This window comes from Pantoea sp. MQR6 (assembly GCF_022761075.1).
In the GTDB taxonomy this organism is placed as follows: Bacteria; Pseudomonadota; Gammaproteobacteria; order Enterobacterales; family Enterobacteriaceae; genus Pantoea; species Pantoea phytostimulans.
In genome coordinates this window covers 357780-372766 of the sequence record NZ_JAKYXB010000002.1, presented here as the reverse complement: position 1 = coordinate 372766, position 14987 = coordinate 357780, and the positions used below count along the sequence as shown (strand labels likewise).

Sequence of the window (14987 nt, the reverse complement as noted above, 5' to 3'; positions counted from 1 at the left end):
CCGGATTGAGGCTAACCAGGATGAATAAAGAGATCTTAGCTGTTGTAGAAGCCGTTTCTAACGAAAAAGCCCTGCCGCGTGAGAAAATCTTCGAAGCGCTGGAGAGCGCGCTGGCTACTGCGACCAAGAAAAAGTACGAGCAAGAAATTGAGGTGCGCGTAAGCATTGATCGCAGAAGTGGCGATTTCGATACTTTCCGCCGTTGGGAGATCGTAAACGAGGTTACACAGCCAACGCGCGAGATCACACTGGATGCGGCCCGCTTCGAAGACGAAGCATTCAATCTGGGCGAATATGTTGAAGATCAGATTGAATCGGTTACTTTTGACCGCATTACTACTCAAACCGCGAAGCAGGTTATCGTACAAAAAGTACGTGAAGCTGAGCGTGCGATGGTGGTTGATCAATTCCGCGAGCAGGAAGGCGAAATCATTACTGGCGTGGTAAAAAAAGTTAACCGCGACAATATTTCGTTAGACTTAGGCAGCAATGCCGAAGCGGTGATTCTGCGTGAAGATATGCTGCCGCGTGAAAACTTCCGCCCAGGCGACCGCATTCGTGGCGTACTCTATTCAGTACGACCTGAAGCGCGTGGCGCGCAGCTGTTTGTGACGCGTTCCAAACCGGAAATGTTGATCGAACTGTTCCGCATCGAAGTGCCAGAAATTGGCGAAGAAGTGATTGAAATTAAAGCCGCCGCTCGTGATCCGGGCTCGCGTGCCAAAATTGCTGTAAAAACCAATGACAAACGTATCGATCCGGTAGGTGCTTGTGTGGGTATGCGCGGTGCGCGTGTTCAGGCTGTATCCAGCGAACTGGGTGGCGAGCGTATCGATATCGTGCTGTGGGATGACAATCCGGCACAGTTTGTTATTAATGCCATGGCTCCGGCTGATGTGGCATCAATCGTGGTTGATGAAGATAATCACACCATGGATATCGCTGTAGAAGCTGGAAATCTGGCTCAGGCGATCGGCCGTAACGGCCAAAACGTGCGTCTAGCTTCCCAATTAAGTGGTTGGGAACTGAACGTGATGACCGTCGATGATCTGCAAGCTAAGCATCAGGCTGAAGCACATGCAGCTATCGATATGTTCACCAAACATCTCGACGTTGATGAAGAATTCGCTACCATTCTGGTGGAAGAAGGATTCTCTTCGCTGGAAGAATTGGCTTATGTGCCTATCGACGAGCTGTTGGAAATTGACGGCCTCGACGAAGAGACCATTGAAGCCCTGCGTGAACGAGCAAAAAATGCGTTAACCACCCTGGCATTAGCGAAAGAAGAGAGCCTTGGTAATCAGGAGCCCGCTGAGGATCTTCTGAATCTTGAGGGCTTGGATCGTGCGCTGGCTTATCGCCTGGCAGCAAAAGGCGTTTGCACGCTGGAAGATCTCGCTGAGCAAGGTGTTGACGATCTGACGGATATTGAAGGCATGACTGATGAGCAAGCAGGCTCGCTAATTATGGCCGCACGAAATATCTGCTGGTTCGGCGATGACGCGTAATAACAGGAAGGAACAGCATGACAGATGTAACCGTAAAATCGCTGGCCGCAGAAATTCAGACTCCGGTCGATCGCCTGGTACAGCAATTTGCTGATGCGGGGATCCCTAAGTCTGAAAACGACGCCGTATCCCAGCACGAGAAAGAAACCTTACTGTCTCACTTGAATCGTGAGCATGGTCAGGCCGGTTCAAGCAAGCTGACGTTGCAGCGTAAAACGCGTAGCACCTTGAATATTCCTGGCACCGGGGGTAAAAGTAAGTCGGTGCAAATTGAAGTCCGCAAAAAGCGTACATACGTGAAAGGCGATGCAGATGCTGAGCAAGCTCAGGCAGAAGCTGAAGCCGAGGCACAGCGTGTAGCGGAAGAGCAGGCGCAACGCGAGGCTGAAGAAAAAGCCCGTCGCGATGCTGAACAGAAAGCGCAACGTGAAGCCGAAGAAAAAGCCAAGCGCGAAGCCGCTGACAAGGCCAAACGTGCAGCAGCGGAAAATGAGAAAGTGAATAATCAACCTACCGATGACGTGACCAAGGCTGCGCAATCTGACAAAGCCCGTCGCGAAGCAGAAGCTGCCGAACTTAAGCGTAAAGCTGAAGAAGAAGCACGTCGTAAACTCGAAGAGGCTGCCCGCCTCGTAGCAGAAGAAGCCCGCCGTCTGGCCGAAGAGAAATCGGCCGAATGGGAGAAACCAGAAGAAGAGGATAAAGGCGACTATCACGTCACCACCTCGACTCACGCCCGTCAGGCGGAAGACGAGAATGATCGTCAGGTTGAAGCGGGTCGTGCACGTGCGCGTACTACTGCTAAAGCAACGCGTCCGGCTAAAAAAGGCAACAAGCATTCTGAAGCCAAAACTGACCGTGAAGAAGCGCGTGCCGCTATTCGTGGTGGTAAAGGCGGAAAACATCGCAAGCCAAGTGCTCTGCAGCAGGGCTTTAATAAGCCAGCTCAGGCCGTGAACCGCGATGTTGTCATCGGTGAAACCATTACTGTAGCTGAACTGGCTAACAAAATGGCGGTGAAAGGTTCTCTGGTCATCAAAGCGATGATGCGAATGGGCGCTATGGCGACCATCAACCAGGTTATCGATCAGGAAACCGCTCAGCTGGTTGCTGAAGAAATGGGCCATAAAGTTACCCTTCGTCGTGAGAACGAGCTGGAAGAAGCGGTAATGGACGATCGTGACACCGATGCTGCACAGGAATCTCGTGCACCGGTTGTGACCATCATGGGCCACGTTGACCACGGTAAAACCTCTTTGCTGGATTACATCCGCTCTACCAAAATCGCCTCTGGCGAAGCGGGCGGCATTACTCAGCATATCGGTGCTTATCACGTCGAAACTGACAACGGTATGGTGACCTTCCTTGATACCCCGGGACACGCCGCGTTTACCGCAATGCGTGCACGTGGTGCTCAGGCTACGGATATCGTAATCCTGGTTGTTGCAGCCGATGATGGCGTAATGCCACAGACCATCGAAGCAATCCAGCACGCCAAAGCAGCGAAAGTGCCGGTTGTTGTTGCGGTGAACAAGGTTGATAAGCCAGAAGCCGATCCAGATCGCGTTAAAAACGAACTGACTCAGTACGGAATCATTCCGGAAGAGTGGGGCGGCGAAAACATGTTCGTTAATGTCTCTGCTAAAGCAGGTACCGGCATTGATGATCTGTTGAATGCGATTCTGTTGCAGGCAGAAGTACTGGAATTAACCGCTATCCGTGAAGGTATGGCGAGCGGCGTGGTTATCGAATCGTTCCTCGACAAAGGTCGTGGTCCGGTTGCAACCGTGTTGGTACGTGAAGGTACGCTGAACAAAGGCGATATCGTACTGTGTGGCTTCGAATATGGCCGTGTTCGTGCGATGCGTGACGAACTGGGCCGCGAAGTGATGGAAGCAGGTCCTTCGATTCCTGTTGAGATCCTGGGCCTTTCTGGTGTGCCAGCAGCAGGCGACGAAGCGACTGTTGTACGTGACGAGAAGAAAGCGCGTGAAGTTGCACTGTATCGTCAGGGTAAATTCCGCGAAGTGAAACTGGCGCGTCAGCAGAAGTCGAAGTTGGAGAACATGTTCGCCAACATGACCGAAGGCGAAGTGTCCGAACTGAACATCGTGCTGAAAGCCGATGTACAGGGTTCAGTGGAAGCGATCTCCGACTCCTTGCTGAAACTCTCCACCGACGAAGTGAAGGTGAAGATTGTTGGCTCTGGCGTGGGTGGTATCACCGAAACCGACGCAACGCTGGCTGCAGCTTCTAACGCAATCATCCTTGGCTTTAACGTACGTGCCGATGCATCAGCACGTCGTGTCATCGACGCTGAAAGCGTAGATCTGCGTTACTACTCGGTCATCTATAGCTTGATCGATGAAGTTAAAGCAGCGATGAGCGGCATGTTGGCACCTGAGTACAAACAGCAGATTATTGGTCTGGCTGAAGTACGTGACGTGTTCAAATCACCGAAATTTGGCGCTATCGCAGGTTGTATGGTGACGGAAGGTAACATTAAACGTCACAATCCAATTCGCGTTCTGCGTGACAACGTGGTGATTTACGAGGGTGAGCTCGAATCACTGCGTCGCTTTAAAGATGACGTTAACGAAGTACGTAACGGCATGGAGTGTGGTATCGGCGTTAAGAACTACAATGACGTACGTACCGGCGACATGATTGAAGTCTTTGAAGTGATTGAAGTTAAACGCACCATCGAGTAATAGACGATGTGATGCAATTTGGGAGGCCGCTGGCCTCCCGAATTATTTGGGAGAAATAATTATGGCGAAAGAATTTGGTCGCCCGCAGCGTGTGTCACAAGAGCTGCAAAAAGAGATCGCGATGATTTTGCAACGCGAAATTAAAGATCCACGTCTGGGCATGATGGTTACTGTCTCCGGCGTTGAGGTCTCCCGCGATCTCGCTTATGCCAAAGTGTTTGTTACCTTCCTCAATGATAAAGATGAAGAAGCGGTTAAGAATGGCCTGAAGGCATTAAAAGAAGCCTCTGGCTATATTCGTATTCTGCTGGGCAAAGCCATGCGTCTGCGTATCGTGCCTGAACTGACTTTCTTCTACGACAACTCGTTGATCGAAGGGATGCGCATGTCGAATCTCGTCAGCAGCGTAGTGAAAAGCGACGTTGAACGTCGTGGTACAGATGCAAAGGATGAGGACGAGGAAGCGTAATGAGTCGTCCTCGTCGTCGCGGCCGCGATGTCCATGGCGTTCTGTTACTGGACAAGCCGCAAGGTGCCTCTTCCAATGATGTCTTGCAAAAAGTGAAGCGTATCTTCAACGCCAACCGCGCAGGACACACTGGCGCGCTCGATCCACTGGCAACCGGTATGCTGCCGATTTGCTTGGGCGAAGCCACCAAGTTTTCTCAATACCTGTTGGATTCCGATAAGCGTTATCGTGTTATTGCTCGTCTTGGTGAGCGAACAGACACGTCGGATGCTGACGGAAGCGTAGTGCAAACGCGCCCAGTAGAATTTAGTCAGTCTGAACTCGATAGCGCGCTAGAGAGTTTCCGCGGTGATACTTTGCAGGTACCTTCAATGTTTTCAGCATTGAAGCATCAAGGTCGCCCGCTCTATGAATATGCACGTCAAGGCATTGAGATTGAGCGTGAAGCACGTCCCATCACTGTTTACGAACTGCAGTTTATTCGCTGGCAAGATGATGAGCTTGAGCTGGAAATCCACTGTTCTAAAGGCACTTATATTCGCACCATTATCGACGATTTAGGTGAAAAGCTTGGCTGTGGTGCGCATGTCATCATGCTGCGTCGTGTACAGGTTGCGCGTTATCCCTTTGAGAAAATGGTCACGCTGGAGCAGCTCACTGCGCTGGCTACCGCAGCAACAGAATCCGGTCTTTCTTTAGAAGAACAGCTTGATCCTCTGTTGTTACCGATGGACAGCCCGGCATCTGATTTTCCTGAAGTGAATTTGCCCCTGGCTGCTGCGGCCTACTTCAAGCAGGGCCAGCCTGTGCACGCCAGCAATTCGCCTGCCTCGGGATTGGTTCGCGTCTACGAAGGTGATGAGCGCAAATTCATCGGCATGGCTGAAATTGCCGATGACGGGCGCGTGGCGCCACGTCGTTTGGTGGTTGAGTATCAAGATTAAGCCACGCCCTGTTTTTGTCTGAGGGGATTTGCGTTGCTATCGGACGAAGAGTAGAATGGTGCGGCTTTAAAGCGGGATGCTGAATTAGAGATCGGCACCCATACATTCATTTAACTGGAGTTTATTATGTCTCTAAGCGTAGAAGCTAAAGCAGAGATCGTTGCTAAATATGGTCGTGGTGCTAACGACAGCGGTTCAACTGAAGTTCAGGTTGCTCTGTTGACCGCGCAGATCAGCCATCTGCAGGGCCACTTCTCTGAGCACAAAAAAGACCACCACAGCCGTCGCGGTCTGCTGCGTATGGTATCACAGCGTCGTAAGCTGCTGGATTACCTGAAGCGTAAAGACGTTGCACGCTACAGCAGCCTGATCGAAAGTCTCGGTCTGCGTCGCTAAGTCTGAAGAATCTGATCGAAGGTGCTGCGCAGTAATTTGCAAAGAACATCTCATACGATCAGATTTGTGCGAGTTTCGCGAAAAGGGGGCCTTTATGGCCCCTTTTTTCGAGCAATCCGCAGCAATCCGGGCCAAACTCATGTATTGTTGCTTAGAGTGATCTTCGATTGCAGAGGTTCGCGCGGCTAATGAGAGGCTTTACCGCATGGGCGGTTAAGGTTGTCATTAGTCGCGAGGATGCAACAGAAGATCGGTAATCAATGGCAGGCTAAAGATGGCTTGCCCCGAAGTTAAGGATTTTAATTTTGCTGAACCCGATCGTACGCAAATTCCAATATGGTCAGCATACCGTCACGCTGGAAACTGGCATGATGGCACGCCAGGCCACTGCAGCTGTTATGGTAAGCATGGATGACACTGCGGTATTTGTTACCGTTGTAGGCCAGAAAAAATCTAAACCAGGCCAGGATTTCTTCCCGCTGACTGTAAACTATCAAGAACGTACCTATGCAGCAGGTCGCATCCCGGGCAGTTTCTTCCGTCGTGAAGGCCGTCCAAGCGAAGGCGAAACGCTGATCGCGCGTCTGATTGACCGTCCGATTCGCCCGCTGTTCCCAGAAGGTTTCGTTAACGAAGTTCAGGTTATCGCGACTGTTGTTTCTGTAAACCCACAAGTTCACCCTGACATCGTTGCGATGATCGGTGCGTCAGCAGCGCTGTCGCTGTCTGGTCTGCCTTTCAACGGCCCGATCGGTTCTGCACGCGTAGGCTACATTAACGATCAGTATGTGCTGAACCCAACTGCAGATGAGCTCAAAGAATCTCGTCTGGATCTGGTGGTTGCAGGTACGCAGAATGCTGTACTGATGGTTGAATCTGAAGCAGAGATCCTGTCTGAAGAGCAAATGCTGGGTGCCGTAGTATTTGGCCACGATCAGCAGCAAATCGTTATCGAAAACATTAACTCACTGGTTGCTGAAGCAGGTAAACCACGTTGGGATTGGCAGCCAGAAGCGCCAAACGTTTCACTGAATGCACGCATTGCAGCTCTGGCTGAAACTCGCCTGAGCGATGCTTATCGCATCACTGAAAAACAGCAGCGTTATGAGCAGGTTAACCTGATCAAGAGCGAAACTACGGCTGCTCTGCTCGCTGAAGAAGAAACGCTGGATGAAGGTGAAATCAGCGATCTGCTGCACGCTATCGAGAAAAACGTTGTACGTACTCGCATCCTGAACGGTGAATTGCGTATCGATGGTCGCGAAAAAGATATGATTCGTGGTCTGGATGTGCGCACTGGCGTACTGCCGCGTACTCATGGCTCCTCTCTGTTTACCCGTGGTGAAACTCAGGCGCTGGTAACAGCCACGCTGGGTACGACACGTGATGCGCAGAATCTGGATGAGCTGATGGGTGAACGTACCGACAGCTTCCTGTTCCACTATAACTTCCCTCCGTACTCCGTAGGTGAAACCGGTATGGTGGGATCGCCTAAGCGTCGTGAAATTGGTCACGGTCGTCTGGCAAAACGCGGTGTGTTGGCAGTTATGCCAAAAGCGGAAGATTTCCCTTACACCGTTCGCGTTGTGTCTGAAATCACCGAATCTAACGGTTCATCTTCAATGGCTTCTGTATGTGGTGCATCGCTGGCCCTGATGGATGCGGGTGTACCGATCAAAGCGGCCGTTGCGGGTATCGCGATGGGCTTGGTTAAAGAAGACGAAAAATTTGTCGTGCTGTCAGACATCCTGGGTGACGAAGATCACCTTGGCGACATGGACTTCAAAGTAGCGGGTAGCCGTGAAGGTATCACTGCGCTGCAAATGGATATCAAAATCGAAGGTATCACGCGCGAAATCATGCAAGTGGCTTTGAATCAAGCTAAGGGTGCGCGTCTGCACATTCTGGGCGTGATGGAACAGGCTATCAGCACGCCGCGTACTGAAATCTCTGAATTTGCGCCACGCATTTACACCATCAAGATCAGTTCAGACAAGATCAAAGATGTCATCGGTAAAGGCGGCTCAGTAATTCGTGCATTGACTGAAGAAACCGGCACTACCATTGAAATTGAAGACGACGGCACCGTGAAAATCGCGGCAACCGACGGTCTGAAAGCGAAAGAAGCGATTCGCCGTATCGAAGAGATTACAGCTGAAATCGAAGTAGGCCGTATCTACAGCGGTAAAGTCACCCGCATCGTAGATTTTGGTGCCTTCGTCGCTATCGGTGGTGGTAAAGAAGGTCTGGTGCATATTTCTCAAATTGCTGACAAGCGCGTTGAGAAAGTCACCGATTATCTGCAGATGGGTCAAGAAGTGCCCGTTAAAGTGATGGAAGTTGATCGCCAAGGCCGCGTACGTCTGAGCATCAAAGAAGCCACAGAGACAAAACCGCAGGTTGAAGAAGCTGCAGCTGTGAGCACACCTGACGCAGAGTAAGACGTTCCTGATTTGCCTCTCCTTGCTTAGCAGGGAGAGGCGTTTGTGTTATCGCGAGGGCGGGAATCCTTGTGCGCAGCAGGCGGATGACAGGACGGTTATCCTAATGTTTGTATTCGGGAGTGGGAAATGAAGCCTTTTTTGCGCTGGTGTTTTGTTGCGACAGCTTTGACGCTGGCAGGATGCAGCAACTCCAATTGGCGTAAGAACGAAGTTCTTGCAGTACCTTTACAGCCCACACTGCAGCAAGAAGTGATTCTGGCGCGCATGGAACAAATTCTTGCCAGTCGAGCCCTCACCGATGATGAACGCGCACAGCTGTTATATGAGCGCGGAGTGTTGTATGATAGTTTAGGTCTGAGGGCATTAGCGCGAAACGATTTTTCGCAAGCGCTGTCTATAAGACCGGATATGCCAGAAGTATTTAATTACCTCGGCATATACTTAACGCAGGCTGGCAACTTTGATGCCGCCTATGAAGCGTTTGATTCTGTACTTGAGCTTGATCCAACTTACAACTATGCGCATTTAAACCGTGGTATCGCCCTCTATTACGGCGGTCGATACAAGTTAGCGCAAGATGATCTGCTGGCGTTTTATCAAGACGATCCTAACGATCCTTTCCGCAGTTTGTGGCTTTATCTCGTTGAACGCGAGATGGATGTCGACAAAGCAAAAGTAACTTTGCAACAGCGTTACGACAAAGCGGTTCGAGATCAATGGGGATGGAACATTGTCGAGTTCTACTTGGGCGATATCAGCGAAAAAACGCTGATGGAACGTCTCAAGATGGACGCAACGGATAACACCTCGCTCGCTGAACATCTCAGTGAAACCAACTTCTATTTAGGTAAGTACTACCTAAGTCTGGGGGAGAAGGACGACGCGAAAGCGTTGTTCAAACTGGCGGTGGCCAACAATGTAAATAACTTTGTTGAACACCGATACGCATTGTTGGAACTGGCGCAACTCGGCCAGGCACAAGACGATTTATCAGAATCTGACCAGCAATAGCTGACGAACTTTTATTGCCTAAAAACCTGTAAAGTCATCATCTTGATAGGTGAGGGCTTTCCTGTTCGTCAAAACTTCTAATTTGAGCCGGTTCACACTTTTTGATGAAAATAACTGAAAGTTTTCACGACGAGTTATGTAGACTGGCCGCCGCAATCTAAGAGGCACGTGTACTACATGACTGATATTCAAACCACTTTTGCTGACCTTGGCCTGAACGCCGACATCCTCGAATCACTGAACGGTATGGGCTATGTTAAGCCATCCCCAATCCAGGCTGAGTGTATTCCTCACCTGCTGGCGGGCCGTGACGTGTTAGGCATGGCGCAGACCGGGAGTGGTAAAACCGCGGCCTTTTCTCTGCCGCTGTTAAACAACATTGATCCAACCGTCAAAGCACCACAAATTCTGGTGCTGGCACCGACCCGCGAATTGGCGGTTCAGGTTGCTGAAGCTGTAACTGATTTTGCTAAACACATGCGTGGACTGAACGTTGTGGCCCTTTACGGCGGCCAACGTTATGACGTACAGCTGCGCGCTTTGCGTCAGGGACCACAAGTCGTTGTGGGTACACCTGGCCGTCTGCTGGACCATCTGAAACGCGGCACGTTAGATCTTTCTAACCTGCGCGGTCTGGTGTTGGACGAAGCTGACGAAATGCTGCGTATGGGCTTCATCGAAGACGTTGAAACCATCATGGCTCAGATTCCAGCCGGTCATCAGACCGCTCTGTTCTCTGCAACCATGCCAGAAGCGATTCGTCGTATTACTAAACGCTTCATGAAAGATCCTCAGGAAGTGCGTATTCAGTCAAGCCTGACCACGCGCCCGGACATCAGCCAGTCTTACTGGACCGCTTACGGTCGTAAAACCGACGCGCTGGTTCGTTTCCTTGAGTCTGAAGATTTTGATGCGGCTATCATCTTTGTGCGCACCAAAAACGCAACACTGGAAGTGGCCGAAGCGCTGGAGCGTAGCGGTTACAACAGTGCTGCATTGAACGGTGACATGAACCAGGCGCTGCGTGAGCAGACTCTGGAGCGCCTGAAAGATGGTCGTCTGGATATCCTGATTGCAACCGACGTTGCTGCACGTGGTCTGGATGTTGAGCGTATCAGCCTGGTTGTCAACTATGACATCCCGATGGACGCAGAATCTTACGTTCACCGTATCGGCCGTACCGGTCGTGCGGGTCGTGCTGGCCGCGCGCTGCTGTTCGTTGAGAACCGCGAGCGTCGTCTGCTGCGCAACATCGAACGCACCATGAAGTTGACTATTCCAGAAGTTGAGCTGCCTAACGCAGAGCTGCTGGGTGAACGTCGTCTGGCTAAATTTGCTGCTAAAGTTCAGCAGCAGCTGGAAAGCAGCGATCTGGATCTGTATCGCGCGCTGCTGGCTAAGATGCAGCCGGAAGATGAGATGGATTTAGAAACGTTGGCTGCTGCGCTGCTGAAAATGGCACAGGGTGAACGTCCACTGATTCTGCCACCAGAAGCACCGCGTCCAGCACGTCGTGAGTTCCGCGATCGTGATGAGCGTGATGGCCGCCGTGACAGCCGTGATTCACGTGGTCCACGCGAAAACCGTGAAGGTGGCGATCGTCCACGTCGCGAGCGTCGTGATGTCGGTGAGATGCAGCTGTATCGTATCGAAGTAGGCCGTGATGATGGTGTTGAAGTTCGTCACATCGTTGGTGCTATTGCTAATGAAGGCGATATCAGCAGTCGTTACATCGGTAACATCAAGCTGTTTGGTACGCACTCAACAATCGAGCTGCCGAAAGGCATGCCTGGCGATGTGCTTCAGCACTTCACTCGTACGCGTATTCTGAACAAGCCGATGAATATGCAGTTGCTGGGTGATGCACAGCCAAACGAAGGTCGTGGCGGCGAACGTCGTCCAGGCGGTCGTGATGGCGGTGGCGAGCGTCGTGGCGGTCCAGCCGGTGCAAACCGTGAAGGTCGTGAAGGCGGTCGTCGTTTCTCTTCCGAGCGCCCAGCTGGCGGTCGTGAAGCAGGCGGACGCACTTTCAACCGTGAAGGTAGCCGTGGCCCACGTCGTGAAGACGGTGCCGCAGTAGCACCACGTCGTCGTGATGCATAAGACTTTGCTGGGCGGAAACGCCCACTGAGTTGCAATAAAAAAGGAAGCCCATGTGGCTTCCTTTTTTTATGCATTTAACCCGTCCGGAATAGCGCTGGTCGCCTGCTGACGACGCGGACCTTTTTAAAATCCAGCATCATTCTGATCAGCGCTTCATTCCCCAGCAAACAAAGCGTATTGCACATCAGCAGTCTTCAAGCTTTTCAACGAGAAAATTCCGGTCCGAACTTTCGTCAATAAACGGCGATAAAAAGCGCCACGACCAGAATAATTACAGGGTTCGAGCGGCTTCCATGGCAATGGCAAACGACCGCAAACGTGCTTGAGGATCATGAATCTGGCCGTTAACCATAATTTCATCTGCCTGCGTTTCACGCTGCAAGGCTGCTAATCCGTGACGTATTTTGTCAACGTCACCCACCAAAGACATGCTCAGTGCTTGTTGCACGCCATACTGTTCAGAAGGCGACCACAGATTATCCATGTTCTTAACTGGAGCAGGCAGCGGACCTGGTTTACCGCGACGCAGATTTATAAACTGCTGCTGTTGTGACGTAAACAGGAAGCGTGCGTCGCTGTCGCTATCAGCAGCAACGATGTTAATGCACACTGTCGCGTAAGGTTTGGCCAGTCGCGCAGAAGGTTGGAAGTTCTCGCGATAAACATGCAAAGCCTGGAATAACTGATCGGGCGCAAAATGCGAGGCAAAAGCAAACGGCAAACCCATTTTGGCAGAAAGCTGCGCGCTATACAGGCTGGAACCGAGTAACCAGACGGGAATCTTCATCCCTAAACCGGGTACGGGCTGTACAGCGGGATGTTCGCCTTCTTCAGCATCGAACCAGTTGATCAATTCCTGTACATCTTCCGGGAAGGTATCAGCATGAATCCCCGAAAGGTGGCGACGCAGCGCCATCATGGTCCGCTGATCCGAACCTGGCGCTCGGCCCAGTCCCAAATCTATACGGCCAGGATAAAGTGAAGCGAGCGTACCGAACTGCTCAGCGATCACCAATGGCGCATGGTTAGGTAACATGATGCCACCGGAACCTAACTGCAGTGTTTCGGTATTCGCGGCAAGATAGCCAATCAGCACAGCGGTTGCTGCGCTGGCAATGCCGGTCATATTGTGGTGCTCAGCCAGCCAGTAACGCTGGAAGCCTAAAGTTTCAGCCTGGCGGGCCAGCGCCAGCGAATTATGGAAAGCGTCACGCGCCGTGGCGTCTTGCGGAATTGGGGCCAGATCCAATACGGAAAGGCGGACGTTTTTTTTCTCAGACATGGGTACTCCAAAGTGTATGGCGCAGGCGTTAAACCCTTCTCCAACCAGTATTACGCATCATTACCCATATTAAAACTGTTAACACTGACCGAAATATAGCCTCTATGTGCCTTTCAGGGTTGCGGCGTTAATGCCATACCGGCGAGCTTGCGCCAGTAACCGTTACAGTCATTGCCTTTTGCTAGCAGCAATGGACTCTGGCCCTCTTCATTAGCGCGAAAGCGCTTAATTTCTGAAAGCGTACCGACGTTTTGCGGCGATAAGCGCACGATATCAACCCAATTATGCATGCCAACCAGATCGTTGCCGAGGTTATAGCAGTAGCCGCTCATGGTCTGAATGCCGTTAAGCACAAACACCTGCTGGCGTTCTTGTGACATCACGCGACGGCCATTGGGATAATTGATACAACAGGTTTCGCAGGCATCTTTGGCGCGATTTTCTGAACGTGCAGTAAAGCAGCGCGCCGATAGCGCCAGCGGCAGATTGCCGTAGCCAAGAATCTCAACTTCAAACTGCTGACGAATACCGCGCTCATCACACTGCTGAAGCAGCAGTAAAAGCCAGTCACGCGACATCTCAACCGGCATGCACCAGCGCGTCATTCCCTCTTTCACCAACAGTTGCAGCGTGTCGGCGTTATAAATATTGAGTGTTGGCCCGGCAACAAAGGGAAGATTGCGTTCCGCCGCCATATTCACCGTGCCGAAGTCATTCGCTTCAATGAGAAATTCGCCATTTTCGACATAACGCTGCAACTCTTTCAATTCAGAAGGGGATTGCAGCAGCGCCAGCGTGCTGATAACCACCTGTTTACCACTTGCTGCCAACTCGCGCGCCAGCGTCATCCAACCCGAAAAAGAGGTGGCCCGGCGTTTGCTACAGACGGCTTCGCCCAGGTAAATGATTTCTGCGCTGCTGCTCGCGGCTTGATGATAAAACGCCTCCAGCTGATCGGTGGGCCAATACCAGAGCACCGGCCCAAGGGCATATTTCATAACGACTCCTTATTGCCACTCGCGGTGATACGCACCTAGCGTGGTTTGCGTACCTTCAGAAAGTGCACCCAGCGAATTCATCCATTGTGGTGCCACCACAAACTGTTCGGGTTGTGCGATACAGCGGTCAATCGCCTGCCGCCAGACACGGGCAACGTCAGCCACATACGCGGGGCTGCGTTGGCGTCCTTCAATCTTCACCGATGCCACGCCAGCCTTAAGCAGTTCTGGTAGCAGTTCCAGTGTGTTCAGACTGGTCGGCTCTTCCAGAACGTGATAAAGCTGCTCATCAACCTGGTAGCGGCCTTTACACAGCGTGGGATAACCGGCGCTTTCATTAGGCGCATAGCGATCAATCAACACTTCATTCAGCCGGGATTCCATGCCTGCAGGAGTTTGCTGCCAACGGACAAATTTTGCTGGCGAACAGGCGCCTGCGCTGTTGGGAGATTCACCCGTCAACCAGGATGAAAGATAACAACGGCCTTCAGCCATAATGCATAAACTGCCAAAGGCGAAGACTTCCAGCGGCACCGGCGTGCTGCGTGCCAATTGTTTAACCTGATGAATCGATAGCACGCGCGGTAGCACCACACGATGCAGATTAAAATGGCGATGATAAAAACGAATCGCTTCAAGATTGGTTGCTGAAGCCTGCACCGACAGATGACGTTCAACCTGCGGATAATGTTTAGTGGCATATTCCAGCGTCGCGATGTCGGCAAGGATTAACGCATCTGCGCCGTTTTGTGCCGCGACATCAATGGCTCGCTGCCAACGTCCTGCGCCATCGGGATGTGCGAAAGTGTTGATCGCCACATGCAATTTACGGCGATGCTGATGAAGATAGCGCGCCGCTTCTGCTAGCTTCTTATCGGTGAAATTCAGCCCGGCAAAATGGCGTGCATTGGTGTCATCTTTCAGGCCAACGTAGACCGCGTCAGCCCCATTTTCTACCGCAGTGCGTACTGCCGGCAGATTCCCTGCTGGGCAAAGCAGCTCCATGGTCAATCCTCACGATATACAATGGGCATTGAGTCTAGGCATACGTGCGGGAGAAAATGTTGATTTAAGGCAGTGAAACCCTAAATCATCAACGTGGCTGCTGTTTTTTTGGGCAT

At 51.6% G+C, this 14987-nt stretch carries 11 protein-coding genes; 8 read left to right on the top strand and 3 right to left on the bottom strand.

Annotation, left to right across the window (positions count from 1 at the left end; all coding sequences use genetic code 11):
• Positions 1–20 precede the first annotated feature (20 nt).
• From nusA to MUG06_RS11760, 8 genes are all read left to right on the top strand, one after another.
• Positions 21–1508 carry a transcription termination factor NusA gene (nusA, locus tag MUG06_RS11795; RefSeq protein ID WP_243078714.1) on the top strand — a complete coding sequence of 496 codons (1488 nt, stop codon included), beginning with the start codon at positions 21–23 and terminating at the stop codon, positions 1506–1508.
• A 17-nt stretch (positions 1509–1525) separates the two neighbouring features.
• Positions 1526–4219 (top strand): translation initiation factor IF-2, encoded by a 2694-nt coding sequence (gene infB, locus MUG06_RS11790; protein WP_215847792.1) that lies wholly within the window; start codon positions 1526–1528, stop codon positions 4217–4219.
• A gap of 61 nt (positions 4220–4280) precedes the next feature.
• A complete protein-coding gene (rbfA, locus tag MUG06_RS11785) occupies positions 4281–4688 on the top strand; it encodes a 30S ribosome-binding factor RbfA (RefSeq protein WP_215847791.1) in 408 nt (135 codons plus the stop codon).
• Entirely contained in the window at positions 4688–5632 is a 945-nt protein-coding gene (gene truB / locus MUG06_RS11780) for a tRNA pseudouridine(55) synthase TruB (protein ID WP_243078713.1), read from the top strand. The genes rbfA and truB overlap by 1 nt, the downstream gene beginning before the upstream one ends.
• 126 nt (positions 5633–5758) lie before the next feature.
• Positions 5759–6028 carry a 30S ribosomal protein S15 gene (gene rpsO, locus MUG06_RS11775; RefSeq protein WP_006121766.1) on the top strand — a complete coding sequence of 90 codons (270 nt, stop codon included), beginning with the start codon at positions 5759–5761 and terminating at the stop codon, positions 6026–6028.
• Positions 6029–6333: 305 nt separating this feature from the next.
• Positions 6334–8469: a polyribonucleotide nucleotidyltransferase gene (gene pnp, locus MUG06_RS11770; protein WP_243078712.1), complete on the top strand. Its 2136-nt coding sequence runs from the start codon at positions 6334–6336 to the stop codon at positions 8467–8469.
• Between the two features lie 129 nt (positions 8470–8598).
• On the top strand, positions 8599–9483 hold the full coding sequence (gene nlpI / locus MUG06_RS11765) for a lipoprotein NlpI (RefSeq protein WP_243078711.1): 885 nt from the start codon (positions 8599–8601) through the stop codon (positions 9481–9483).
• Between the two features lie 177 nt (positions 9484–9660).
• Positions 9661–11586, top strand: a complete 1926-nt coding sequence (locus MUG06_RS11760) for a DEAD/DEAH family ATP-dependent RNA helicase (protein WP_215847789.1) — start codon at positions 9661–9663, stop codon at positions 11584–11586.
• Between the two features lie 271 nt (positions 11587–11857).
• On the opposite strand, the gene MUG06_RS11755 is transcribed toward MUG06_RS11760, so the two are convergent.
• The 3 genes from MUG06_RS11755 to MUG06_RS11745 form a co-directional block, all read right to left on the bottom strand.
• The gene (locus MUG06_RS11755) at positions 11858–12868 is read right to left on the bottom strand and encodes a luciferase-like monooxygenase (RefSeq protein ID WP_243078710.1); all 1011 of its coding nucleotides are present in this window, start codon (positions 12866–12868) and stop codon (positions 11858–11860) included.
• A gap of 113 nt (positions 12869–12981) precedes the next feature.
• A complete protein-coding gene (locus MUG06_RS11750; RefSeq protein ID WP_243078709.1) occupies positions 12982–13866 on the bottom strand; it encodes a U32 family peptidase in 885 nt (294 codons plus the stop codon).
• Between the two features lie 9 nt (positions 13867–13875).
• Positions 13876–14871: a peptidase U32 family protein gene (locus MUG06_RS11745; protein ID WP_243078708.1), complete on the bottom strand. Its 996-nt coding sequence runs from the start codon at positions 14869–14871 to the stop codon at positions 13876–13878.
• Positions 14872–14987 lie beyond the last annotated feature (116 nt).

What these genes read in the sequence shown, in the direction of transcription:
- nusA (WP_243078714.1), top strand. Translation starts at nt 21, where the DNA reads ATGAATAAAGAGATCTTAGCTGTTGTAGAAGCCGTTTCTAACGAAAAA.
- infB (WP_215847792.1), top strand. Translation starts at nt 1,526, where the DNA reads ATGACAGATGTAACCGTAAAATCGCTGGCCGCAGAAATTCAGACTCCG.
- rbfA (WP_215847791.1), top strand. Translation starts at nt 4,281, where the DNA reads ATGGCGAAAGAATTTGGTCGCCCGCAGCGTGTGTCACAAGAGCTGCAA.
- truB (WP_243078713.1), top strand. Translation starts at nt 4,688, where the DNA reads ATGAGTCGTCCTCGTCGTCGCGGCCGCGATGTCCATGGCGTTCTGTTA.
- rpsO (WP_006121766.1), top strand. Translation starts at nt 5,759, where the DNA reads ATGTCTCTAAGCGTAGAAGCTAAAGCAGAGATCGTTGCTAAATATGGT.
- nlpI (WP_243078711.1), top strand. Translation starts at nt 8,599, where the DNA reads ATGAAGCCTTTTTTGCGCTGGTGTTTTGTTGCGACAGCTTTGACGCTG.
- MUG06_RS11760 (WP_215847789.1), top strand. Translation starts at nt 9,661, where the DNA reads ATGACTGATATTCAAACCACTTTTGCTGACCTTGGCCTGAACGCCGAC.
- MUG06_RS11755 (WP_243078710.1), bottom strand. Translation starts at nt 12,868, where the DNA reads ATGTCTGAGAAAAAAAACGTCCGCCTTTCCGTATTGGATCTGGCCCCA.
- MUG06_RS11750 (WP_243078709.1), bottom strand. Translation starts at nt 13,866, where the DNA reads ATGAAATATGCCCTTGGGCCGGTGCTCTGGTATTGGCCCACCGATCAG.
- MUG06_RS11745 (WP_243078708.1), bottom strand. Translation starts at nt 14,871, where the DNA reads ATGGAGCTGCTTTGCCCAGCAGGGAATCTGCCGGCAGTACGCACTGCG.